Origin of the sequence: Paenibacillus sp. 7541, assembly GCF_002276395.1 — a bacterium.
Taxonomy (GTDB): domain Bacteria; phylum Bacillota; class Bacilli; order Paenibacillales; family Paenibacillaceae; genus Paenibacillus_AQ; species Paenibacillus_AQ campinasensis.
This window is the reverse complement of the sequence record NZ_NQLZ01000035.1, coordinates 36,751-61,596: the sequence shown is the minus strand read 5'-3', so window position 1 is coordinate 61,596 and position 24,846 is coordinate 36,751. Positions and strand designations below refer to the sequence as shown.

Genomic DNA, 24,846 nt, shown 5'->3' with positions numbered 1-24,846 from the left:
GCTCAGAAGCGATGATCAATACTCAGCGATCATAGCGCCTTCTCGCGATCCTTTCCTTTATCTGACTCGCCAGCGTTCTTGTTCGCGGCCTCCCGGTCCAGCTTCATTTCCTCCACCGTCTTCACCTTGAGCCTGGCCGCTCCCTCGTAATTGCGGGTTGGAACCTGCCGACCTGATGCTAACCGCTGCTTGGCCTCGGCAATCGCAGCTTTATACTGAGGCAGCCACGGCTCATGGGCGACCAGCATCTCATCTACCATCTGCCATATTTCCGGCGGATTGCAGACCGCGCCCACGAGCGGATCCATCATGAACGCCTGCCTAAGCAGCTTGTCATCCCCGTGAACGGCGGCCTCCACCGCAAGCCGCTGCACGGAAATGCTGGCACTGCACACCGCAGCCGGACCAAGCGGCAGCGGGCCGACATGCGGCATGGAGATGCCATTGCGATCCACATAGCCTGGCGCTTCGATCACCGCATCATCCGGCAGATTGGATATGATGCCGCGATTCACGACATTGAAGTGACCGCGGTATACCCGCCCGGTCTCCAAAGCTTCAATGATATATGATCCATGCTCCTCTCCCCGATTCTCCGGCTTAAACGGCATCGCCGGGTCCTTCATCCAGTTCGGGAAGTCCGTCTCGAACCAGTTCCGCCCTTCCGTGCAGACACGCAGGTAACCTCCCGTCTCCCCGTTGATCCAGCTTCCAAGATCAATCCAGTTCGGAATCTCCTCCGGACGTTTGCGGTACCATGGCACGTATTCGCTCAGATGGCCATTGGACTCCGTGCTGTAATATCCGAAACGCCGCAGCATGTCGATCCGCACCCGCTCGGTGCGGCTGTATTCGGGATGACGCTCGAAAGCTTCGAGCAGGCCCTGGGTCAAGTCCTCTCCCTTATGGGAAATTTGGATGTACCAGGTCTGGTGATTGATGCCTGCGCAGACGATATCAACCTCCTCTTTTGCCAGCCCATAGACGCTTGCTATCTGATGATGCCCGTGCTGCACCCCGTGACAGAGTCCGACCGTTCGAACACCGCCATACTGATTGCAGGCCCAGGTCAGCATCGCCATCGGATTGGCGTAATTCAGCAGCAGAACATCCGGTGCGCATACTTCGCGTATATCCTGACAGATGGACAGCATCTCGGCAATGCCGCGCTGACCGTACATGATCCCGCCCGCGCACAGCGTGTCCCCGACGCATTGATCAACACCATACTTAAGCGGAATGTCGACATCCGAGGCAAAGGCCTCAAGCCCGCCTACGCGAATCGTACAGATTACATATTTTGCATCCTTCAGCGCCTCCCGCCGGTCGGTCGTAGACTGGATCGCAATCTTCAGCCCATTCTCACGAATGTCCCGTTGACACAGCTCGGTAACCATATCCAGATTATGCTGGCTGATGTCCGTAAACGCGATTTCGATCTGATGAAACTCCGGCACCGTCAGCAAGTCCCGCAGCAGTCCCCTCGTAAATCCGATGCTGCCCGCACCGATAAAAGCAATCTTGAATGACATGTTGCTTCCCCTCCTGCACAAGTAAATTCAATCTGATTGTAGCAATCGGGGATTCGTAAGCGTTATCAAAATCATGACCACTTTGCCCGTAAAGAGTCAAAAATTCGAACTTCCGCACCGCTCCAGCTATTGTGCTAGTGGCCACCAGGTTCTGCTAATCTCCGGTCCCAGCTGTATTTATCCGAATTTTGGCGATATTGAGCGGGAGTCAACTTTGTATACTTTTTGAACAAAGCATGAAAGTACTGGCGGCTTGCCACACCGACATACTCGGAAATTTCGGGGATCGGGATATCGGTCCGGGACAGCAGCTGCTTCGCCTTTTCCATCCGGATCATGGTCAAATACGCCGTCAGCGTATGGCCCGTCTCCTTGCGGAATATTCGCTGCAAATAGCCGGGATGCAGATTTACGGACGAAGCAACGTCCTTAATCCGAATGTTCTGATCATAATGCTGATGCAAATAATCGATGCTTCGCTTGACGTACAGCTCACTGTGCCCGAATGCGCCCCGCTCCCGCTCCTCCACCAGCCTCGAGATCGTGACGAGCAGCTGAATAAACAGCACATTCGTGATCGTCCTGAGGTCCGTTCCTCTTTGATCCAGCTCAAGCACAAGGCTTCTCAGCACCGGATACACCTCTTCCTCATCGGACAACACCAGATACGAGCGGTCACGCCGCAAAAAAGCAGTAACTTCCTCTTCCTCTTCAGCAATCGTGCGAATGTCGGGAGCCGCCTGGCCGCGATCCGTAAAACCAAACTCCACATTCAGCATTCTGCACGAGCTGTCGGCGTCCACAATCAGACGATGAGGAACGCCGGAATCGAGCACAATAAACTCCCCTTTTCGAAGAACGACCCGCTGTTCCTGGCCTTCCCCTGCCCGCACGTCGATTCGGCATTGACCTGATATCATATACATAATCTCCGTGGAGTCATGAACATGAAACGGCATCTGGTAGTTGCTCCACTGCTTGTAATAAAAGGCGTAGAACTTCGGCCCGTAACTCCCGCTTAGCAGCGCCTCCTGAAATAAACTGCCATTCACCTGACGTCACCTCATCCTTTTCTCCCAAGCTCGGGTTCAGACAATCCCCTGGGCGTACTTGGGGCATCTGCGCCCTTGTTATCTACCAGTCTACTAAAAGCAGCCCCCGCCGAGAAAGTCCGTTTTTCGATCTTTCCCAAAATTCACGCTTGGTTTCAGGATAAGTCCCAGGCTTCATGCACCTTGGGCACATCGGAGATCAGCTGCCTCGTGTACGGATGCTGGGGATGGATGATGACGTCCTCGGCAGGTCCGCTCTCCACCACCTTGCCGCGTTCCATAATATACAGCGTATCGCTCACATAGTAGGCCAACCCGACATCATGGGTAATGAAGATGATCGTCATCTCATTCTCATCCCGCAGCTTTAACAGCATGTCAAGAATGGTCGAGCGGGAGCAGGCGTCCACCATCGAGGTCGGCTCATCGGCAATGAGCAGCTGCGGGTGCAGCATGAAGATGCGCGCGATCATCAGCCGCTGCATCTGGCCCCCGGACAGCTCGAACGGATACTTGTTGTGCAGCTCCTCATATTTCAGGTTGACGAACGAGCAGGCTTCCTTCATCTTCTGCAGCTGCTCCTCCTTGCTGCGCTTCAATCCCTGCAACCTGATGCAATCAAGCAGCAGCTTCTCGACCTTGTAGAATTGATTAAAGGAAGAGAACGGGTCCTGAAAAATCGCCTGGATATGCTTCCAGTACTTCTTGCGGTCGGCGTGGCGCTTAAGCTGTCTCGGCTTTCCCATATACGAAATGGAGCCGCTGCTCTCCTTCAGCAGGCCCATGATCATTTTGGCCAGCGTGGTCTTCCCGCTGCCGCTTTCCCCGACAATCGATATAATCTCGCCTTTATGGAATTCGAAGCTCACATCGTCCACCGCGGTTGTTTTATGTTTGCCATAGCCAAATACCTTCGTCAGATGCTTGCCGCTGATCAGCACCTCATTCGTCTTCATGGGCATACCACTCCCTTAATGTGTCTGCCGGAACGATGCAGCGATAAGACCGGTCCTGGAAGGTTTGCAGCTCGATCCTTCCTTGGCGGCACTCGCTCTGGGCATACGTGCACCGGTCTGCAAAACGGCAGCCTTCCGGCACCGTCTTCAGGTTTGGCGGCGTTCCGGGAATGGCCGCAAGCTTGTGGCCTCTCATCCCCTCTTCCGGCACGATGATGGAGCCCATCAGCTTTTTCGTATACGGGTGAATCGGATCAAAGATCATCTGCTCCGCCGTTCCGCGCTCCACGATCTCGCCTGCATACATAACCATAATATCGTCGGTCACATGGTACAGGAGCGGCAGCTCATGCGTGATGAACACAAGCGACTGGATATAGCCTTTCTCCAGCAGATGCTTCAGCAGCTTGATCACCGCTTTCTGTGAGGTAACATCCAGCGCGGACGTTGGCTCGTCGGCAATCAGCACTTTCGGGTTCAGAATGGTGGAGATGGCAATGACGGTCCGCTGCTTCATCCCGCCCGACAGCTCGTTCGGGTAGGACTCCAACACCCGGGCCGACAGATTCAGCGTTTCGAATCGCTCCACTGCCAGCTCCCACACCTGCTTCCTGCTCAGCTCCGGCCTGTGCTCCTTCATAATGTCTTCGATAAACCGGATAATGCGGAGCGTCGGATTCAGGGCGTTCATCGCCGCCTGGGGAATGTAGGAGATTTCCCTGCCGGACACCCGGGAGCGAAGCTGTTCCTTGCCCAGCGTCATAATGTCTGTCCCGTTCACGATGATGGAGCCCGAACCGAAATGGAGCGGGGGAAAATAAAATCCCATCAGGCTGAGCGCAAGCGTGGACTTTCCGCAGCCGGACTCGCCTGCAATCCCGAGCGTGCGCCCGGCCTCCAGCGTAAAGCTGACGCCGTCAACGGCGTGGACATGCTCCTTGAGACGGGTCCGATAGTACGTCTTCAAATCTTTCACTTCCAAAATATTGGTGCTCAAGGGTCATCAGCTCCTAATTTTCGGATTGAAGATTTCATCCATCCCGGTATTCATCATATACAGCGAGAATGTAATGACCGCGATGGACAGCGCCGCCGGAATGAAGGCCCACCAAGCCCCGGCTACCGGCGCCTCGAATACGAGCGCCCAGTTCATGATGATGCCGAGGGAAATCGTGTTGTAGGGGCCGAGGCCCAGCATCGAGATTGAAGCCTCCGCCAGAATCCCGGACGCCATCTGCAGCACAAAGGCCATCACTACATACGAAGCGATGTACGGCAGAATCTCATACATGATGATCCGGGGCGTGCTGTAGCCCGAGATTTTGGCAATATTGACATGATCGCGATTGCGGAGGGAGGACGTCTGCGCCCTAACGGCCCTCGCGGTCCACGGCCAGCTCGTAATGCCGATGATCGCCGCGGTCACGAAGGAACTGCGGGAATCAATGCTGACTGAGATCAGAATCAGTATGACGAAGGAAGGGATCACAATGAAGATGTTCGTGACAGCAGTCAGCAGATTGTCAATCATCCCTCCGATATAGCCTGAGGCGAGCCCGATCACAAGACCGATCGCGGTTGCGAACACCCCGGCAATCAGCCCGACCTGAAGCGAGGTTCGGATTCCGTAGATGAGCTCCAGGAACAGATCGCGTCCGAAATTGTCCGAGCCGAGCAGCAGCTTGGAATCCGGCGGCTGATAAGCGAGCGCAATCATCTCCAGCGGATCATTGCGATTGATCAGCGGATAGATCATAACTACCCCGATCATCAACAGCAGCAGGACCGCGCCCAGCATAAACTTAGGCGACTTGAGCAAAATGCGAACGGAATGATTCATATTACTGATCCTCCATCTGTGCAGCCTTGATTCTAGGATCAATCCAGCCGTAAATCAGATCGATGGTGAAGTTGGCCAGCAGGACAGCCAGCGCGATCAGCAGCGTACAGCCCGAGATGAGCGGATAGTCCAGCTGACGAATCGCCGTAAACATCCACGTTCCGATTCCCGGGTAGCTGAACACGATTTCGCAGATAAGCGATCCGCCAACCATCGTGCCGATCGATAGCGCCAGCCCCGTAATCTGGGGAAGCATCGCATTGCGGAACACATAGCGGGCAATTCGCGAATCGCGGATGCCAAGCAGCTTGCTATACAGCACATAGTCGGAATTCAGTTCATAGATCGACATCTCCCGCATTCCAATCGCTTGCCCGCCAATGGTCACCAGCACAATCGATAGAAACGGCAGCGTATGATGCCTCAGCACCGAGCCGATGAATTCCCTGCTTAGCGAAGGAATCATCTGATAATCATAGCCCCCGTGCATCGGGAACCATTTCAGTGTCAGAGCAAACGCATACAGCATGATGATAGCCAGTGTGAAGAAAGGAATCGAGTTCACAAACAGGGCTACCGGAAAAATCACTTTATCGAAGACACCCTTCCGATAAGCGGCCACCGCGCCGAGCACGTTGCCGATGATCCAGCCGACCAATATCGCGGGCAGTTGAAGCCCGATGGTCCACGGGATGGCCGAGGCCAGGATTTCCGTAACCGGCTTCGGATACAGCCCGAAGGAAGTGCCCCAATTGCCAGTCAGCAAATTTTTGACATAGATGAAAAACTGAACATGGAGCGGCTGATCGATGCCAAACTCGGCAGCAAACGTGTCATATACCCGCTTGATCGTATCGCTTTCGGTCATGCCCTGGGTCATCTGGGCCACAATGACGCTGACGGGATTGCCTTCAATCATTCGGGGAAGCAGGAAGTTCAGTGCGATCGCAACGATCAAGGTCACGAAGTACCAGAAGAACTTTTTGACGACATACTTTCCGTAAGCGCTCATACAGCATCACCCCTCCACATGATTCAGGCTAAAGGGAGCAGGCCTTGCAGGCAGATTCAGTATGCCATGGCCGAGCCAAGCCATCAGCCTATGGCAATGTCCCTTCACTGGGTGCCACTTGGCGATGCTCCTTGGCACGGCCCTTCGCTACGTCCCGATTGGCCAAACGCACTTTGGCGCCCTTTGCGACGTCCGGATTGGCCATACGCGCCTTAGAGTACCCCTGCCATGCCTGCCCCCTGCGATCAGTTGTGTATTTGGTACAAGGCTTTAATTCCCGCACCGTCCATCGAAATTTGCGGAGGAATATTGCTGCCGTCCCCTTCCTGCGGGAAGCCCTTCCATACCGTCTCGTTCACCGTGTCAAACACCCACGGGCGGTACATCAGCGGAATGGAAGGAATATCATTCAGCCAAATCTGGGTCAGCTCGGTATACAGCGCTTTCAATTCAGCTTCATCGGTAACCGTCGGAATCTTCTCAATGATGGCATCGGCACGGTCGTTCTGATACCGCCCCCAGTTCCAGAAAGCCATCTCTCCGATTGGAGCCACCCCTTTGGAATACATAATCGTCTGGGCCCGGTTCCACGGCTGGCTCGGGCTGACACCCCCGGCCGGGGTGTTCATAATGATATCGAATTTGCCGGTCTGCAAATTGTTCGTCCATACTGGCGCTTCCGGGAATTTGGTCCGAATTTCGACGCCGATGGCCTTCGCATTCTGGGCCACGATCTCCAGCGCTGCATTCCAGTCCGACCATCCGTACGGACATTCAATCTCGTAAGGCCCAAGCCGGACGCCGTTCAGTACGCGAATCCCGTCCTTGCCACGCGCAGCCCCGATGGAGTCGAGCAGCGCATTGGCAGCCTCAACATCGGTCGTCCACTGAAGCGGCTTGATTGCGGCCTGATCCACATATTTGGACTCCGCATCCGTATTCAAGGTAAGCGACGGCTGCATCGGCGCGGAATAGCCGCTGATCGCCAGCTCTGATATTTTGCCATAGTCGATGCTCATCGCAATGGCCCGGCGAACATCCGGGTTGTCTAGCCCCTCCTTGGACATATTGAAGAAGATCGAAGGCATCGAGCCCGGAACATAGTACGGCTCTTCCTTCAGATAGGTTTTCACCGGGGCTCCGTCCTCCCACATCTTCCATACCTGCGGGATGAACTGCTGGGACACGTCCACTTGGCCGCTCTTAAATGCGAGATCGCCGGCGGCATTGTCTTTATAGATGACATGCGTAATATATTTCGGGGCCGGAAGCTTGCCGAAGAGCACCTGTCCCCAGTAGTTGTCGTCCCGGACAATCGTAATTTTCTGATCGTTGTAGTAATACATTTTGTAAGGCCCGGTCCCGATCGGATCATCATTGATCTCCTTGCGAATCGTGGCCAGATCCCCGCCTGCCTGCTGCTCGATCTCTTCCCATACATGTTTCGGAAGCATCGGAATAAGCTCTATGCTGTCAAGCACCGTCAGCTTGTTCGGATTATCCTTGTTCAGCATGATGTCAACCGCATGTTCTCCGTCGGCAGACACCTCTTCGATGTACGTCCAGAAATTGCTCCAGTTGATATCATATCTCTGGCCCAGCTTGTAAGTGTATACGACATCATCAGATGTGAACGGCTGTCCGTCGCTCCACTTGGCCTCCGGATGCAGCTCAACACGCAGCGTGAGATCGTCGGTCCATTCGTACTTGGTTCCAAGCAGCGGCTCCAGTTCACCTGTGAGCTGGTTGACCATAAACAAGGTTTCATAGATCAGCTCTCTGGAGTTTCCATAGTTGATCGGGAAGGCCGGATTGCCGCTCAGCAAATTAAAGTTGGTCGGCGCTCCCCACTGCAGCCCGTTGACATACAGCGTTTCATTCCTCGGCGTTGCCCTCGGATCCTCCTGCGGCGATGTCTCCTCGCCGCCCCCTGGAGCCGTCACCTCCTGATTCGGCGGCGATTCTCCCGTTGGCGGCGGGGTGACCCCCTGACAACCTGCTACCATAAAAGATACGACAAGCAGCAACATCAACATCGGTCTGACAATCATGTGCACCTTCATTTCTGAACCCTCCATTCTTGGAATGAGTACGGCTCTAAAAAGGCTGATTAACACCCGTGCAGGTACTCCCCTGCTTTTTTGTAAACGCTTTCTAAAACGAATATATGTAGTCTTGTCATGTCTGATTCCATAAAAAAAGCCCGGTTGAAGGATACCTCCTTGACCGGGCCCCATCACTCGCATGATGTAAGGATTAAGAGAATTTCGGCAGCCAATCACCATGCGCTTCAATCAAGTCATCACAGAGACTTCTGATATCGTCTATGGACAGCTCTGCCGCTGTGTGCGGGTCCAGCATCGCCGCATGGTAGATATGCTCCCGCTTGCCTGTGGCCGCCGCCTCCAGCGTAAGCAGCTGCGTGTTGATGTTGGTGCGGTTCAGCGCCGCGCATTGCGGTGGCAGGTCGCCGACGAAGGTAGGTGTCACGCCGCTGGCGTCCACCAGGCACGGCACCTCCACGCAAGCTTCCTTCGGCAGGTTCGTAATGAGCCCTTGGTTCATAACGTTGCCTCCGATTTTGAACGGCACATTCGTCTCTATCGCTTCCATAATATACGAGGCGTACTCATGGGAACGATGATGCTCAAGATCCTTGTTGTTGACCAGTTCCTCACGTCTTGCCTTCCACTCTTCAATCTGGCTGACGCAGCGGCGCGGATACTCATCCAGCGGAATGTTAAAGCGCTCAATCAGCTCCGGATAATTGCGCTTGATGAAGTACGGATGATATTCCGCATTATGCTCGGAGGATTCGGTAATGTAATATCCGAAATTAAGCATCATCTCCAGGCGAACCATATCGTGATGCTTCTCCTTCTGCTTCTCGGCAGCACGGCGCTTGATCTCCGGATACAGGTCCACGCCATCCTTCGTCACTTCAAGCAGCCAGGCCATATGGTTGATGCCGGCGATTTTGGACTGAACGCCTGTCGGGTCCATGCCCAGGTTCTTGAACAGATCCGGCACGCATACCTGTACGCTGTGGCACAGTCCTACGGTCTGCACGCCGCCAAGGGTAATCATGGCGTTAGTTAGCACCGCCATCGGATTGGTGTAGTTCAGGAACAGGGCGTTCGGACATACTTCGCGAATATCAGCGGCAAAATCCATCATGACGGGGATGGTGCGCAGGTTCCGGAAGATGCCTCCGATGCCGACGGTATCAGCGATCGTCTGTCTCAGGCCATACTTCTTCGGAACTTCAAAATCCGTGATCGTACAAGGATCATAGCCGCCGACCTGAATGGCATTGACGACATATTTGGCACCGCGCAGCGCTTCCTTGCGGTCGCTGTACGATTTGACGACACAAGTGCTCCCGCTCGTTTTCTTTATATTATTCAGCATGTTCTCGGAGTCTTGGAGACGAACCGGATCGATATCATACAAAGCCAGCTCGAACCCTTGCAAAGCAGGCGTCTGCATGCAGTCGCCCAGCACGTTTTTAGCAAATACGGTACTTCCTGCTCCGATAAATGTAATTTTGGACATCGTTATGTTCCTCCCTATATTCTATGGAATAATCCGCTTTCACAAGTTAACTATAAGGGAATCGGCTTCCTTTGAATATGGAGCAAAACAATCACGATATGGACATTTGTCGTCTCATTGGCTAAGCTAGTGTCAAGCATGCGGAAGGCGCCGGCAGGCCTCTCAGCACCCGGCCGAGGCCCTTCACCACCATTCACCATCAAGGAGGACTTACCCGTATATGTCGATTTCACCGGATCATACGCTGTATGAAATCGGAACGAACCCTGCCCCCGGCGGGCATGATCTGGCTGTGCTGTTCAGCGGTGAAGGCAGACCCATTCCTCGCCACAAGGTCGGGCCGATGATTCATGATTACTGCCTCATTCATACCGTGCTGTCAGGCGAAGGATTCTTCGAGTGCGCAGGCAAGTCTCATGCATGCCGGGCCGGGGATACCTTCGTTATTCTGCCGGGCGTACTGTTCAGCTATGAGGCGCATGAACGAAATCCGTGGCACTACCAGTGGGTAGCCTTTCAAGTGAAAGGAGCCCCTCTGCTCATGAGCGACATGGGCGTTACGCCAGCCAGGCCGATCATCCGCTGCAGCGGTCAGGAAGCACTGGACAGCCTTTCGCTTATGTACCAGCACATCCGGCTGGGCTTCAACCAGTCCGCCTACCCGTGGCTGGAGGATCTCGAAGCCTCGGGCTGGCTGAAATTGCTGCTGCACAAGCTGGCCATGCTCAATTACGCGCAGCTGCCCGAGCCGGATACCTCCGATATTGAAAGAGGGGTCCGACAGGCGGAGCGATGGATATCTACCCAGTACCATCAGCAGCTGTCGATCGACCAGATGGCCAAGACGCTTGGCTATCATCGGGCTCATCTGTCCAAATTGTTCAAGCAGCATACAGGCCTGTCGCCAATGCAGTATTTGATGAAGGTGAGAATCGACAAAGCCAAGTCCCTGATGAATACCTCCTTCTCCATTCACGAGATTGCCGCCTCGGTCGGATTTAACGACGCCCTTTATTTCTCCAAGCAGTTCCGCAAGTGGACCGGCATGACACCAAGCGAATATCGGCGGCAGTCCGAATAAGGAAGGGCCGGGGCAGCTTCCGTCGGTGAAGCCGGTGAGAAGCCTGTCATAACCAGGAAGGATGACGGTTGCCCCTGAATCCTTAATCCTTAATCCTTGGGTAAATCCGGGAGCGCCGCCATCCCTGCTTATTCTTTGACCGACCCGAGGGTGATGCCGTGAATGAAGAACCGCTGCAAGAACGGATACACCACGAGCACGGGAATCATTGCGATGAAAATTTTGGCGCTGTTCAGCGTCTGATTCGACAGCTCGTTCATCCGCTTGTACTGATCCTCGGTCATGTTGGCCGCGTCGATAATGACAACAAGCTGCTGAATATAAGTTTGAAGCGGATAATGATCCTGTCTGGACATCAGCACCAGCCCATGAAAGAACTCATTCCAGTGATACACAATGGTAAAAAGCAGAACGGTGGCAAGAACCGGCACGGCCAGCGGCACAAACACGCTCCACAGCATCCGCCACGGTCCGGCGCCGTCCACGAGCGCAGCCTCCTCCATCTCCTTGGGCAGATTGCGGAAATAGTTAATGATCAGGATGACATGGAAGACCGGAAGACCTCCGCCAAGCACCAAAGCCCAGATATTGTCCATCAGCCCGAGCGACTTCATCGTCATATACCACGGAATCAGCCCGCCGTTAAACAGCATCGCAAAGATGAGAAACCACATGAACACGTTGCGCAGCCGGAATTGGCGCGGGGACTTGGACAGCGGGTAAGCCATCAGCGTCCCTATGCCGGTGGAAATAATGCCGCCCAGAACCACCCGTTGAACGGAGGTCAGGAACGAGCGGAAGAAAGCGCCATCTCCCATAATCTGCTTGTAAGAGTTGAAATTGAAGCCGACCGGCCACAGCCATACCCTGCCTGCCGCTGCCGCGGACTTCTCGCTCAGAGACACGGCCAGCGTATAGATCAGCGGAACGAGACAGAGTGCGGTAATGAGCAGAAGAATGGCAAGAAGAAGCCCATCGAATATTTTGGAGCCGATTGTAGATTCCTTGACCACCTCTTTATCCCTCCTTTGCAGGTTGTTCTTGAACGCATACGATCCCTTTAGAAGATGCGATAATTCGCGAATCTTGAAGCCAGTGCATACGAGATAATGATCAGGATGAAGCTGACCACCGACTTCAGCAGCCCGACCGCTGTCGCCAGACCGTACTGCAAATTGAGCAGCCCCTCCCGGTACACCCATGTGTCAATAATATCTCCGGTCGAGTAGACCAGCGGGTTATACAGGTTGAAGATTTGATCAAAGCCCGCATTCAGCACGTTTCCGAGGCTCAGCACCGCAAGCAGCACAATCGTGGTGGTAATCCCCGGCAGCGTCACATGCCAGAGCCGGCGGAACCTCGAGGCCCCGTCAATCGCCGCAGCCTCATACAGCACCGGGCTGATGCCCGTCAGAGCTGCCAAATAGATAATGGTGTTAAATCCGAATTCCTTCCACACATCGCTGGCCACAACCATGAACGGGAACAGCGTCGAATTGGCGAAAAACAGTACAGGCTCAAACCCCAGCGCCTTGAGCAGTCCGTTGACCGGCCCGCTAAAAGAGAAAATATCCAGTAAAATGCCGGCCAGAATGACCCATGACAGAAAATGCGGCAAGTATACAATCGTCTGAATCCAGCGCTTGATAAGCGCGAGCCGCAGCTCATTGAGCATGAGAGCAAACACAAGCGGAACCACCAGGTGAGCGGCCATCTTCATGACGGCAATGAACACCGTGTTAAAAAAGATCGAGCGTATGTCCGAGAGCGCAAACATATAATCAAAATTTTCAAGCCCAATCCAGGCCGAGCGGAAGAAGCCCGCACCCGGATTAAAGTCCTGAAACGCGATGACGATGCCAAACATCGGCACAATACTGATCAGAATCAACCAAACCATGCCGGGAAGCAGCATCAAATAGTAATGCTTGGAAAAGCTGCGGTTGTTCATAGGTCACCCCTATCCTTCACCTCGTCCAGAGGCGAACGTTCATCAGGAAGGTTTACTGCTGGATGTATTCTTTTACCTCTTCGGTAATTTTGTCGCCGCCTTGCTTCTTCCAATTGTCAACAAACGTATCGAACTCCTCGAGCGGAGCGGCACCTACGATAATTTTCAGAAAGGTTTCGTCCTCCAGCTTTTTCAGGTTCGTCCAGCGGGATTCCATCGTTTTCGTTTGGGAATAGAGCAGGCTGTACACTTTGTTATAGTCCTCAAGGAGTGTGGACGCCCCGACCAGGAGCGAATACTGGCGGCTCCATACGCCAAGGTCGGCCTGCGGGTCCCAATACTGGATATCCATGTTGTCATACGGCTCTTTTTTCACTTTTTTGACATTCTGCAGGTCGGCGGCAAGCAGCTTGTATCCCGGATCGTTGAAATCCTCGGGCGTCTTGGTGCCGGCCAGCACTTCCTGCAGTGCCTTGGCGGAATATTCGCTCTCATCCGGCGCCGATTGCGGCACGCGCAGCGGGTAGTAGCCGATGCCTACGCTGATATCAAACTTCGCCTCATCACGTATCAGCAGATTGAGCATTTTGACCACGGCCTCCGGATGTTCATAGTCTTTCCGGACGACCACGAACTGGGTGGAAGATGTGCCCATCCGGGCATTAAACTGACCTTCCGAATCCAGTGGAAGCAGATAGGCCTGCCAGTTGGCATCCGGGTCATTCTTGATCGCATCGGGCAGCGGACCGTAGCCCATCCACCACGGAGCGAAGAAGATGCCGGACTGACCGCTTTTGACCGGCTCATGGGCATCCTTACGGACGCCGATCTCCCGGTCGATCAGCCCTTTCGCATACCAGTCACGCAGCTTGCCGAGCGCCTCCTTCGTTTCCGGCAGTATTGAGCCGTATACCGGATCTCCGTCCTCACCTTCGATCCAGAAGCCCGGGTAAGCCCGGAAGGCGCCAAACACAGGATCAAGCCCGTACAGGTTGTTCGTTGAAGCCAGGAAATGAGCGTACAGCAGGCCGCCGCTTTCCGGTCCGGAAATGCCGATGGTGTCGTCCTTCCCGTTGCCATCCGGGTCTTGGGTAACAAAAGCCTCCGCTACTTTTTCAAGATCATCGATCGTCCGGGGCGGCTCCAGGCCGAGCTTATCCAGCCAATCCTTGCGAATCCAGAGCTGATGCACGCCATCCGCATGCACCTGCACGCTTGGAATGGCATACATTTTGCCATCGAATGTGACGGACTGAGCGGCGATGCCGCCGGTTTTTTCAATGAAGCTTTTCATGCTGGGCGAAGCGTAACGATCATAGATGTCAGTCAGGTCAGCCAGCTGGCCCGCCTTCACCATCTGCCTGAGCTGCATGTCATTCACGACCAGCGCATCCGGCAGATCGTTGCTGGAGATGGACAGATTCACCTTCTGATCGTAGTTGGGCCCCGAAGCCGCCTGCCAGGACACCTTGGTGTCTATGTTCAGCATGTCCTTGACGTAACGGGAATACTGATTGGTCTCGGGTGTATCGCCAACCGGCAAGCTTTTATCCGTAGCATCCACCGATTTGCCGTACGTCAGCGTAATCGTCTCCTCATACTTTCCGAACGGATCGGGCGTCTCCTCCTTCACCGCCCCGCCGCCATCCGCACCCGCGGATGCAGGACCAGTACTGCTGCCGCCTCCGCTGCAAGCCGTCAGGAACACAAGCAACAGTGTTAATCCAAGCAAACCTACCTTTTTCATCCCTTCATTCCTCCCCCTTCGAAATCAACAGATGAGTATGTTTGAATACCTGTATCCAAGTTAACATATATGAAAGCGCTTTAAGTTGGATGGATGGCGTCAATCCAGGGTGAGATATGAACGAAAAATACGAGCATTTACAGCCCCTTTCCTGATGCCGGTCAAATCTCCCCCTCTTATCGGTCAGATGTCTAACCTTCCGCCTCCCCGGAAGCCGATGAAGAGCTTCATGGGTCGGGTTCCTTAGCTTCCCGCTAGTCATAATCGTTCATCAACTGGAGCGGAACGGTGGCTTCGGCAGTGTTGGCGGTACTCGCTGGGCAGCATCGAGGTGAGTCGCCGGAACACTCTGCTGAAGTACTTCTCATCCAGATAACCCGTTCTTCCGGCAATCCACGGAATCGGCTTGGATGTTTCCCTCAGGTACACCTTCGCCTGCTCAATCCGGCACCAGCGTAAGTAATCATTGAAGGGCTGACCCACCAGATCCTTGAAGCACTGATTGAAATAGCTTCTGCTCATGTTGACCCGCCTGGATACGTCAACGGCATAGAGCGGCTGATCAAGCTCTGCGTGCATGATGGCCACCGCGGCTCGAATGCTCTCGACCACCTCGGGGGAATACTTGTGTCCCTGCCCTTCTTGCGGCAGCTGTGGCAGCTGCGGCTGGGCAGACCCGATGTTCACTGTCTCGGGCTGCTGCATCCGGGATGAGGAATGGCCAGGATCACGAGCGGCCCCGTCATAACGCTTCGCCTCTTCCTCTGCGATTCGCTTCCGAATCCGACCCAGCACCTCCTCAAAATGCTCCTTCTCCAGCTGAATTTTCGCTATATAATCGATGGCGCCGAGCCTCAGCGCCTCCTGTACATATTCAAAGTTCTGATGCAGCGTCAGCACAACGATATACATCTCAGGATACAGGCGCCGCACCTCCCGCATCAATTCGATGCCGGACATGACCGGCATCGCCAGATCCGTGAACAGAATGTCGGCCTCGTTACCTTCAAGCCATTCCAGCGCTTTCTCGCCGCTCGCTGCATCATGCACCACCTCCATGCTGAAGCTTGTCCACGGCATGGCAGAGAGCAGCCCTTTACGCACCAGCTTGTCGTCATCCACAATCAATACTTTCATCATCCCGATCCCCTCCTGTCATCGGCAGCCGCAGTACAACGGTCGTGCCTTGACCGCTCATGCTGTCCAGATTCAGCACGGCCTGCCCTTCGTAATGTGCGGCCAGCATCCGCTTCACATAGTTCAATCCAATGCCCATGCCAACCTTCTCATGATCGGCTTCCTCCTGCTCCAGCAGCCTGCGCAGCGCCGCCTCCGGAATGCCCATGCCATTGTCCCGGATGGCGATTTCGGCCATCTCCCCGTCCGGACGCACTTCCACCTCAATCCGGCCGTCATCCTTCAGGCCGTGGTAGAGGGCATTTTCTACGAGCGGCTGGAGGATGAACCGTGGAACCGGCGTATCCAGGAGCGCTTCATCCGCATGAATATGAACGTCAAACCGAAAATCGTATCGGATTTGCTGTAGTGTCAGATAAGCTCTGAGGGATTCGATCTCTTCGCCAATCGTTGAAATCTTGCCAAGCTTGCCCAGGTTATAATACAGCAGCTTGTTCAGCGACGTTACGAGCCGGTCGATTTCCTCCTGCCCATTCATAACGGCCAGCCAATGAGCCGTATCCAGCGTATTCATTAGAAAATGCGGATTAATCTGGTACAGCAGCTTCTCGATTTCAAGGTCAGCTCTCCGCTTCTCCTTCCGCTCCACGTCTGCGAACAGCTCGGCAATCTGCGCCTTCATCCGCCGAAACTGCCGAAGCACATGCTCGAATTCCGGAATGCGAGCGGCAGCCTTCTCATCAGCCGGACGATAGCTGTTATCTGTCATATGCTTGATCTCAGCCTGGAATTTGCGCAGCGGGTGGTACACCATTGCCCATAGCAGCCAGGCGAGCCCCAGACTGACCGCACCGAACAGCGCCGAAAGTCCTCCCATCTGAAGCAGCCACAGGTTCCGCTCGGCATTGTAATCCGCGGCCGGAATCAATGAGACGATGCTCCAGCCCTGATTGCTGGTACTTTTATTCCAATAATAGCCGTTATATACGCCGGAGGAGTCGGTTATCATTTCGGGGAGACGCATATTCTCCGGAAACACATCCTGCACTTCGCTGAACGAGATGCGCCCGTCATTGTCGAGGATCAAATGTCCCATATGCTTGCCAATTCTGTCGGTCTCCAGAATGTTCTGCGTAAGCTTGAAGCCGGATTCCACATAGACGTAAATATCATCGTACTCCGGGAGCTCCACCTTGCGCAGCGCTGACAGCACATATTGGTTGCTGAGGACGTCCTGGCTAATATGAGGCCCGTAATAGGAAATGGTATAATATCGTGCCAAGAGCGGAAGAGACTCCAGATTAAACGTGTCCTTGACATCAGAATTCTCGAACAGCGTCGCGCCGCTCTGGCTGAAATAATAGGTGGTAAGCCCGATATTCGGATTGGTAAAAGTGATCAGATTGAGCTGCGTCTTGATATCTTCGGTGCGCCAGATGCGCCCGTAAGGCTCTCTTTCCAGCAGAAACTGTTCCAGCTGCTTGCCGATGCTGCCTTGATATGCAAGCTGCTGGGATACATGATTCAGGTTGCTGATCGTGGTCTCCAGCGACAGCTGAACCTGCCGGAGATTGCTCTCAATGCTGGACTGCAGCTTGGTGTTCTGGATGGAGGTAATGGCGTTGTACGACACAAACGCTGTACTAATAAAGGGGATTAACGTGCTTGCGGTAAAAATCATCAGGATTCGTTTCTTCAACGTCAGTGAGATCGGGGCTCCTCGAGACAGCGCTTTCATCATTTTGAACGACATATTTCGGCATCACTCCCTTGCGATCGTGTACAGCTATCATGGCATGACTTCAGCGCACCCCGCAATCAGAACATATCATCGCGCCGATTCTGTCCGCTCCTCCGCGAAAAGGAGACTCATAGAAAAAGCCCGGGTACGCGGCACCGAAGCTGTATGCTTCGATGCCGCTCCCGGGCTTACACCGCTGCGATATCCTTCCTTTAAGCAGGCTGCGGGGCACAGCTGCTCCGCTGCTTCCTATACGCTGCAGGCTTAGGCCTGCGCTTCATACAGCTGCACGATTTCGATTATGGTCTTCACCGCCAGCACCATATTGTCGGCGGATATGTACTCGAATCGCCCGTGAAAGTTCTCGCCGCCGGTGAAAATATTCGGTGTCGGCAATCCCATATAAGACAGCTGCGAGCCGTCGGTTCCCCCGCGAACCGGTTCGATGATCGGCTTGATGCCAAGCTTCTCCATCGCGGTCTGGGCAATGTCCACCACTTCTTTTACAGGCTCAATCTTCTCTCTCATATTGTAATACTGATCGCGCATCTGAAGTATAATCCGCTCTTCGCCATACTTGCGCTGGAGCTGCTCCACGATGGAGGCCAGTGTGCTCTTCCTTGCTTCAAAACGCTCCCGATCATGATCGCGGATAATATACCGGAGCTCGGTCAGCTCTACATCGCCTTCAATGGAAGTGAGATGATAGAAGCCCTCATAGCCCTCCGTAAACTCCGGCGCCTCGCCTGCCGGGAGCATGCCATGCAGTTCCATGGCGATTTTGGCGGCGTTCACCATTTTGTCTTTTGCCGTGCCAGGATGAACATTTTTGCCCTTGCACGTCACCAGGGCTGCCGCGGCATTGAAGCTTTCATATTGCAGCTCTCCAAGCGGGCCGCCGTCCATCGTATACGCATACTTGGCGCCAAAGCCTTCCACATCGAACTTGTGCGGCCCCCGGCCAATCTCCTCATCAGGCGTAAAGCCTACGCGAATCCGGCCGTGCTTCAGCTCCGGATGCTGAATCAAGTAGGCCATCGCCGTCATGATCTCGGCAATTCCGGCCTTGTCGTCAGCGCCCAGCAGCGTCGTGCCGTCGGTTGTAATCAGCGTATGCCCCTTGTAGCGTGCCAGCTCGGGGAAGTCTTTAGGGGAAAGAATCACCTGCTGCCCCTCGTTAAGTACGATATCCCCGCCATCATAACTGTCCACGATCTGTGGCTTTACACCCGCTCCGGTAAAGTCAGTGGCTGTATCCACGTGGGCAAGGAACCCGATCGTCGGCACATCCTTGTCCGTGTTCGCCGGAAGGGTTGCCATCACATAGCCGTTCTCGTCCATGGTCACTTCCTGCATGCCGATCTCCTTCAGTTCTTCCACCAGCATGCGAGCCAGCGTCAGCTGTCCCGGAGTGGAAGGGCAGGTGCTGCTGTTCTCGTCCGATTGTGTATCCACCTGGGCGTACCTCACGAGTCTGTCGATTACTTCGTTTTTCATACTCTCAACTCCTATTACGGTTTAGGGCTTCTATATGTGACCCCGGCTTCATCAATCAAAATGAGTATACCATAATCCATGATGGACATTAAAAAGCAGCCGCGCCCTGTTTCTTAGGGTACGGCTGCACAGACATTCCTTAAAATGCAGGAAGCGCAATATCCGAATAATTCTCTTCGAAGAAGGCTTTCACTTCCGGGCTCGTCATGGCTTCGGCCAGCTTCTGAATCGGCTCGGAATCGACGTTATCCTTGCGTGCGATCAACGTGATCGTAAACGCCGAATCATTGCCCTCCGTAATGAGCGCATCCTTGTTCGGCGTCAAGCCGAGCGGCTTCGCATAGGCCGGTGTCATCGCCACCATGTCCACATCGTCCAGCGTGCGCGCCAGCATCAGCAGATCGACTTCCTGGAACTTGAAGTTTCTGTTGTTCTCGACAATGTCTGCCTGGGTCGCCTTAATGCCGACACCCTCCTTGAGCTTGATCAGCCCTTCCTTCTCGAACATGACCAGGGAGCGGCCAATGTTGGAAGGATCGTTCGGAATGGCGATTGTCGCACCGTCCGGCAGCTCCTCAATATCGCTGTAACGCTTCGAATATGCTCCGAATACCGCGTTGTAGATCGGAACTACAGGCACGAGCTCGGAGCCGTTGTTGGCGTTGTACTCTTCCATGTACGGCACATGCTGGAAGAAGTTCGCATCCACTTCCTTGTTGGCAAGCGCATTGTTCGGCTGCACGTTATCCGACAAAATAACGACCTCCAGCTCAATGCCCTCCTCCTGAAGCTTCGGTTTCACCAGATCGAGCACTTCCGTCATCGGCGGAATGAGCGATGCAACCTTCAGCTTCACAGGTTGTGCAGGCGCGGATTCTGCGCCGTCGCTGCCGGATGTTCCCTCTTCTGCAGGCTGTTGCCCGCAGCCGGCCAGAACCAGCATCACGGACATAAATAGTGCAAGTGCTTTATATTTCATGTTGATCTAACCCCCAAGTTTATAAAAATATCGCGATTGCTCTCGCTTCGTTGTATCACGGCCCCTTATCAGGCCCTTCTCTTATCCAGCAGCCTTGCGGCCAGGCTGCCGCCAAACTGGATGGATTGTACCAGTATGATCATGACGATAATCGTAAATACCATGAGCTCATTCTCGAATCGCTGGTATCCATAGCGGATGGCAAAGTCCCCGACACCGCCGCCCCCGACGATACCCATCACGGTGGAGTAGGAAATAAAGCTGATTGTCGATGTGGTGAGGCCCAGCGTCAGTCCGGACCGCGCCTCGACATACAGAAACTTGATGATCAGCTGCAGGGTGGAAGCACCCATGGAGGATGCGGCCTCGATAACCTCCTTCGGCACTTCGAGCAGCGACTGCTCCACCAGTCTGGAATAGGTGGCAATCGCTACAACGGATAGCGGCACCGCCGCAGCTACCGTGCCCAGCGATGTGCCAACGATCATGCGGGTGATCGGAATCATGGCCACCACGAGCAGCAGAAACGGAAAGGAGCGGATGATGTTCACCAGACCGTTGACGATGGAAAACACCGCACGATTCTCGTACAGCTGACCCTTGCGGCATAGGAACAGCAGCGTTCCGACCGGAAGGCCCAGGCATAGCGCAGCGGCAATCGAAATGCCCACCATCACGAACGTCTCCCCAATCGCATGCCAGATTTCCTTCTGGTACGGCATCACATGGGCCATGAAATCATGCAAATACTGAACAACGTCCAATTGCATCCCATTCATGTCGGGTCTCCCTCTTTCACAACCGGATAAGTCGTCACCAATCGTCCGCTCTCCATCACCGATATATGATCACAAATGCGGTTTACCACATCCATTTCGTGGGACACGATCACAATCGTCACCCCAAGCTGAAGGTTGATATCCTGCAGCACCGATAGAATGTCCGCCGTCGTCCTCGGGTCAAGCGAAGAGGTAGGTTCATCGCATAGAAGCACCTTCGGGTAATTGGCCAGCGCCCGGGCAATCGCAACCCGCTGCTTCTGGCCTCCGCTGAGCTGTGAAGGGTAATGCTTCGCCTTATCTTCAAGCCCGACATACTTCAGCACCTCGGCAGCGCGCTTCATCCGCTCCGCCTTCGGCATCCTGGCCAGCTCAAGCGGCATAGCCACATTGCCAAGCACGGTGCGGTTGCTGACCAGCTGGAATTGCTGAAAGATCATGCCGATCGCTCTTCTGGCTTCCCTCAGCTGCCGCTCTCCCAGCAGTGTCAGGTCCTGCCCGTTCACCATAACTTGACCGGAATCGGGCCGCTCCAGCACATTGATCATGCGCAGCAGCGTCGATTTCCCTGCCCCGCTGGTGCCGATAATGCCGTGAACGCTGCCTTCCTCAATATGAAGTGATACCGGCTCGACCGCCTGATGGCGGGTTCCCCCGGTAACAAAGCTTTTGCTGACATTGTGCAGCGATATCAGAAGAATCCCTCCCTTTCTTGGCCGCCGTGCTAACATGAAGAAAGCCCGCCCGGCCTTGCGGCCAGCGAGCGTAATTGCTTGAGCAACATATAGAATCATACCACAAATTAAACGGCAGGTGTTCATTCGTTCATCCAAACTTCAGGATAAATACAGCTGCTGGCCATACATGCCGGTCAGCCGCTCGACTGCACGGCTCAATATGTCCTCCTCAAATCCTTCAAGCGCCTCGATCGCTTCGACCTTCTGTGCGGGCGGCATCTCCTTGTCCAGATGGAGACTCCAGTTCACAATCGCCTGAACTGCATCTTCCATCTCGAATTGATGGTAATAGATGTAGGCTTTGTACAAATAGGTCTCTGCGTGATCCGGGATAATCTCCAGCACCTGGTTGAAGGCGTTCAGCGCCTCTTCTTCCTCGTTGTCCTTGTAGAGAATCTGACCCAGACGGAAGTATGCGCCCGGATGCCCCGGCGCCAGCGACAGAAATTTCATTGTGTCCTCCCTGGCCCGGGCATAGTCGAGCATGGAGTAATAGACGCCGCTGCGCAGGCTGTACAAGCTGCCAAATTCCGGATCAAGCTCAAGCCCCTGCGAGCAATCGGCCAGCGCCCGCTCCAGCTGTCCCGTTTCGATAAAGCAGACGGCCCGGAACTCATAAAACTTGGGACTGCCAGGCACGATCTCAATCGCGCGGGAATATGCATCAATCGCCAGATCCCACAGCTTCATCTCCTTATAGATATGTCCGCTTCCGGTCAAGAAAGTCGGATGATCCGCAAAGTCTTCATCCAGCCTCGCAGCTTCCTGCAGCTCGATCAGCGCCTCTTCATTGCGCCCCTGCAAATACAGGACATAGCTCAGCTTGTTGTGAAACTCGGCGTCATCCTGAAGCTCAAGGGCCTGTCTGAGCGCCGCTTCCGCCAAAGGCAGATCATACAGCTCGATGCCAATGTTGGCGCGCTGAACATAATTCGGCGCATCGTCATCCTCAAGCTCAAGCAGCTTGTTGTTCATCGCCAGCGCTTCCTCGTTGCGTCCCAGCCGATAATAGCCATCCGCCATCCAGTAGCACACCAGCGGATGCTCAGGCAGCCGGTCATACAGCTTGCGGATTAACTCGAAGGCCCGATCCTCCTGATCTTCTGCGCGGTACATTCTGGCCAGTTCGAAATAGCCCCGATAGTCCGCCGGTGCAGCCTGGATCACATGCTCCAGATCGGCCTCGGCCTTCGCTCTCCAGCCTGCTTTGGCGCGGATTGCTGCCCGCTTCAAATACAGCTCGTGGTCTTCCGGATACATCACGATCGCTTCCGTGATATACTTCTCCGCCTGTTCCCAATTCTCCAGCTGCACATAAAGCTCCGCCATCGCCGGCCGGAAGAATTGAGCCTCCTCCATCTCCTGCTGGAACGACTCAAATGCATCGAGGCTGTAATTCGAGCTACTCGCGAACAAGGCATAACCACCGTCGTCAGCGGCTGCATACCGATCGGCAAGCCGGATTCCTTCCAGCAGCACCTCAATCGCTTCCTGAACCTGACCGGTCAAGCCGAGCGAGACGGCCAGCCGGTAATAGTATAACGGGACGGCCCGATCCGGCCGGACGACACTCTGCCGCAAACAGTTCACCGCCTCCGCCGGGTTCCCGCTATCGTAGTAGGCCATTCCCAGCTCATAATAGGTAGAGGTAACGGTGCTCGCATCTTCACGCTTGATGCTCTCCTTCAGATCCCGGATGGCCTCGTCATAGTGCCCTAAATCTCTATTGGTAATTCCCCGGGTATACCAGGTGAGGTAATGATCCTTGTTCAGCCCAAGCGCCTGGTTCAAATCCTGGAGGGCTTCTTCATCCCTGTTCAGTTCACGCAAAACATGAGCCCGGAGCTCATAAGCGCGGCTGCTGCCGCTCGTTTCGATGACTCCGTCAAGATAAGCGAGCGCTTGCTCGGAATGACCGTTATGATGAAGCAGATTGGCATACTGAATCTTATCCTCAAAGCTGGTGATGGCGCTTTCGCCCCGGCGCAAATAGTGCAAGGCCTGATCCCAGTTCCGTTTCTTGTGATAATGCTTGCCGATAACAACCCAGATTCGTTTCATTATCTTCATGGTGCGTCACCCTTTTAATATAGTCAGTCAGGCTCCCGTTTGTCCTGTTTGCGTCTAGTCTCTATACTGTATGACGTTTTTTACCAAAAAGTAAAGAGGAACCTGTGCGGTTCCCCATTCTCTCGCCTGTTCTATTATATAGTACAAGATTGCCCAAATTGTCCATAGGATGATTCTAATACACCTTATGAATGACGTCCTCGAAATCCGGGTCCTGCATGTCAACGTCGGCCAGTTCGCCCCATTGCGCCAGCAGATTCAGAATATCCAGCGTATGAATCTCCTTCCGGTTCACCTCAATCGTTACGGTATGATCCTCCACCGCTATAATGTTCAGCCGAATCGGCAGCTCGGGTTCAGATGCCTCTTTGCTTATGCGGTAGCCTTCGGGAATGTGAAAAGCTCCCCGATAGGTGACCGTAATGACGGTGGGCAGCCCAATCGTATCCCGCAGCGACCGGACCGTGCCGTCATAGGACAGCTGACCGTCATTAATCACCATAACGCGCCGGCACAGCTGTTCAATATCATCCATATCATGCGTGGTCAGCAGAATTGTTTTGCCAAACTCGGTGTTGAGACGCTTCAAAAATTGCCGGATATTCCGCTTGGCGTTGACGTCCAGGCCAATCGTCGGCTCGTCCAGAAACAGCACGTCCGGATCGTGGAGCATCGCAGCGGCGAGATCGGCGCGCATGCGCTGGCCCAGAGACAGCTTCCGCACCGGGGTCGCCCAGAACGACTCCAAATCCAGCAGCTCCGCGAACTGCCGCATGCGCTTCACCTTCTCCGTTTCCCTGACCCCGTACATCCGGGCCAGAATATCAAACGAGTCTATCACCGGAAGGTCCCACCACAGCTGGCTCCGCTGCCCGAACACCACGCCGAGATTTCTTACGACCTCGCGCCGGGCCTTATGCGGGCTCAGGCCTCCGATGGACACATGGCCCGAGGTCGGGTGCAGAATACCCGTCAGCATTTTGATCGTTGTCGATTTTCCGGCCCCGTTCGGACCGATATAGCCTACAAATTCGCCTTCTTCCACCTGAAAGCTGATGCCCCGGACCGCCTCCTTCAGCCGATATTCCCTTGTAAACAGCGTGCGCAGGCCCGAGAAGCGCCCCTGCTTCACAACCGGTGTTCTGAATTCCTTGCGTATATTGCTCACTTCGATCATCAC

At 54.4% G+C, this 24,846-nt stretch carries 20 protein-coding genes; 1 reads left to right on the top strand and 19 read right to left on the bottom strand.

Annotated features, from left to right (window positions below; all coding sequences use genetic code 11):
• Positions 1-29 precede the first annotated feature (29 nt).
• The 8 genes from melA (CHH75_RS20030) to melA (CHH75_RS19995) all read right to left on the bottom strand — a co-directional run bounded on the left by melA (CHH75_RS20030) (position 30) and on the right by melA (CHH75_RS19995) (position 9,947).
• Positions 30-1,532 carry an alpha-glucosidase/alpha-galactosidase gene (gene melA / locus CHH75_RS20030; protein ID WP_095399025.1) on the bottom strand — a complete coding sequence of 501 codons (1,503 nt, stop codon included), beginning with the start codon at positions 1,530-1,532 and terminating at the stop codon, positions 30-32.
• Positions 1,533-1,666: 134 nt separating this feature from the next.
• Positions 1,667-2,584 carry a helix-turn-helix transcriptional regulator gene (locus CHH75_RS20025; RefSeq protein ID WP_095399024.1) on the bottom strand — a complete coding sequence of 306 codons (918 nt, stop codon included), beginning with the start codon at positions 2,582-2,584 and terminating at the stop codon, positions 1,667-1,669.
• Between the two features lie 155 nt (positions 2,585-2,739).
• A complete protein-coding gene (locus tag CHH75_RS20020; RefSeq protein WP_095399023.1) occupies positions 2,740-3,540 on the bottom strand; it encodes an ABC transporter ATP-binding protein in 801 nt (266 codons plus the stop codon).
• On the bottom strand, positions 3,527-4,537 hold the full coding sequence (locus CHH75_RS20015) for an ABC transporter ATP-binding protein (protein ID WP_095399022.1): 1,011 nt from the start codon (positions 4,535-4,537) through the stop codon (positions 3,527-3,529). Before CHH75_RS20015 ends, CHH75_RS20020 begins: the two co-directional genes overlap by 14 nt.
• 6 nt (positions 4,538-4,543) lie before the next feature.
• Positions 4,544-5,380 carry an ABC transporter permease gene (locus tag CHH75_RS20010; protein ID WP_095267320.1) on the bottom strand — a complete coding sequence of 279 codons (837 nt, stop codon included), beginning with the start codon at positions 5,378-5,380 and terminating at the stop codon, positions 4,544-4,546.
• 1 nt (position 5,381) lies between these two features.
• Positions 5,382-6,392, bottom strand: a complete 1,011-nt coding sequence (locus CHH75_RS20005; protein ID WP_095399021.1) for an ABC transporter permease — start codon at positions 6,390-6,392, stop codon at positions 5,382-5,384.
• Between the two features lie 245 nt (positions 6,393-6,637).
• Positions 6,638-8,455, bottom strand: a complete 1,818-nt coding sequence (locus CHH75_RS20000) for an ABC transporter substrate-binding protein (RefSeq protein ID WP_095267318.1) — start codon at positions 8,453-8,455, stop codon at positions 6,638-6,640.
• 193 nt (positions 8,456-8,648) lie between these two features.
• On the bottom strand, positions 8,649-9,947 hold the full coding sequence (gene melA / locus CHH75_RS19995) for an alpha-glucosidase/alpha-galactosidase (protein WP_095267317.1): 1,299 nt from the start codon (positions 9,945-9,947) through the stop codon (positions 8,649-8,651).
• Positions 9,948-10,167: 220 nt separating this feature from the next.
• Here melA (CHH75_RS19995) and CHH75_RS19990 point away from each other — a divergent pair, with 220 nt between their 5' ends.
• Complete coding sequence (locus CHH75_RS19990) at positions 10,168-11,028, top strand: helix-turn-helix transcriptional regulator (protein WP_095267316.1); 861 nt, start codon at positions 10,168-10,170, stop codon at positions 11,026-11,028.
• A gap of 128 nt (positions 11,029-11,156) precedes the next feature.
• Here the strand turns inward: CHH75_RS19990 and CHH75_RS19985 are convergent, their stop codons facing one another.
• The 11 genes from CHH75_RS19985 to CHH75_RS19935 all read right to left on the bottom strand — a co-directional run bounded on the left by CHH75_RS19985 (position 11,157) and on the right by CHH75_RS19935 (position 24,843).
• Positions 11,157-12,041, bottom strand: coding sequence for a carbohydrate ABC transporter permease (locus CHH75_RS19985; RefSeq protein WP_095267315.1), 885 nt, complete (start codon positions 12,039-12,041; stop codon positions 11,157-11,159).
• Positions 12,042-12,088: 47 nt separating this feature from the next.
• Entirely contained in the window at positions 12,089-12,979 is an 891-nt protein-coding gene (locus CHH75_RS19980; protein WP_095267314.1) for an ABC transporter permease, read from the bottom strand.
• 52 nt (positions 12,980-13,031) lie between these two features.
• Positions 13,032-14,726: an extracellular solute-binding protein gene (locus CHH75_RS19975; RefSeq protein ID WP_095267313.1), complete on the bottom strand. Its 1,695-nt coding sequence runs from the start codon at positions 14,724-14,726 to the stop codon at positions 13,032-13,034.
• A gap of 258 nt (positions 14,727-14,984) precedes the next feature.
• Positions 14,985-15,866, bottom strand: coding sequence for a response regulator transcription factor (locus CHH75_RS25615; RefSeq protein WP_095267312.1), 882 nt, complete (start codon positions 15,864-15,866; stop codon positions 14,985-14,987).
• Entirely contained in the window at positions 15,841-17,604 is a 1,764-nt protein-coding gene (locus tag CHH75_RS19965) for a sensor histidine kinase (RefSeq protein WP_369680155.1), read from the bottom strand. Before CHH75_RS19965 ends, CHH75_RS25615 begins: the two co-directional genes overlap by 26 nt.
• Positions 17,605-17,868: 264 nt before the next feature.
• Positions 17,869-19,101: a peptidase T gene (gene pepT / locus CHH75_RS19960; RefSeq protein ID WP_095267311.1), complete on the bottom strand. Its 1,233-nt coding sequence runs from the start codon at positions 19,099-19,101 to the stop codon at positions 17,869-17,871.
• A 139-nt stretch (positions 19,102-19,240) separates the two neighbouring features.
• The gene (locus CHH75_RS19955; RefSeq protein WP_095267310.1) at positions 19,241-20,080 is read right to left on the bottom strand and encodes a MetQ/NlpA family ABC transporter substrate-binding protein; all 840 of its coding nucleotides are present in this window, start codon (positions 20,078-20,080) and stop codon (positions 19,241-19,243) included.
• Positions 20,081-20,148: 68 nt separating this feature from the next.
• The gene (locus tag CHH75_RS19950; RefSeq protein WP_095267336.1) at positions 20,149-20,850 is read right to left on the bottom strand and encodes a methionine ABC transporter permease; all 702 of its coding nucleotides are present in this window, start codon (positions 20,848-20,850) and stop codon (positions 20,149-20,151) included.
• 5 nt (positions 20,851-20,855) lie between these two features.
• On the bottom strand, positions 20,856-21,554 hold the full coding sequence (locus CHH75_RS19945) for a methionine ABC transporter ATP-binding protein (RefSeq protein WP_095267335.1): 699 nt from the start codon (positions 21,552-21,554) through the stop codon (positions 20,856-20,858).
• A gap of 141 nt (positions 21,555-21,695) precedes the next feature.
• Positions 21,696-23,666 (bottom strand): tetratricopeptide repeat protein, encoded by a 1,971-nt coding sequence (locus CHH75_RS19940; protein ID WP_095267309.1) that lies wholly within the window; start codon positions 23,664-23,666, stop codon positions 21,696-21,698.
• Positions 23,667-23,841: 175 nt separating this feature from the next.
• A complete protein-coding gene (locus CHH75_RS19935) occupies positions 23,842-24,843 on the bottom strand; it encodes an ABC transporter ATP-binding protein (RefSeq protein ID WP_095267308.1) in 1,002 nt (333 codons plus the stop codon).
• Positions 24,844-24,846: the final 3 nt, after the last annotated feature.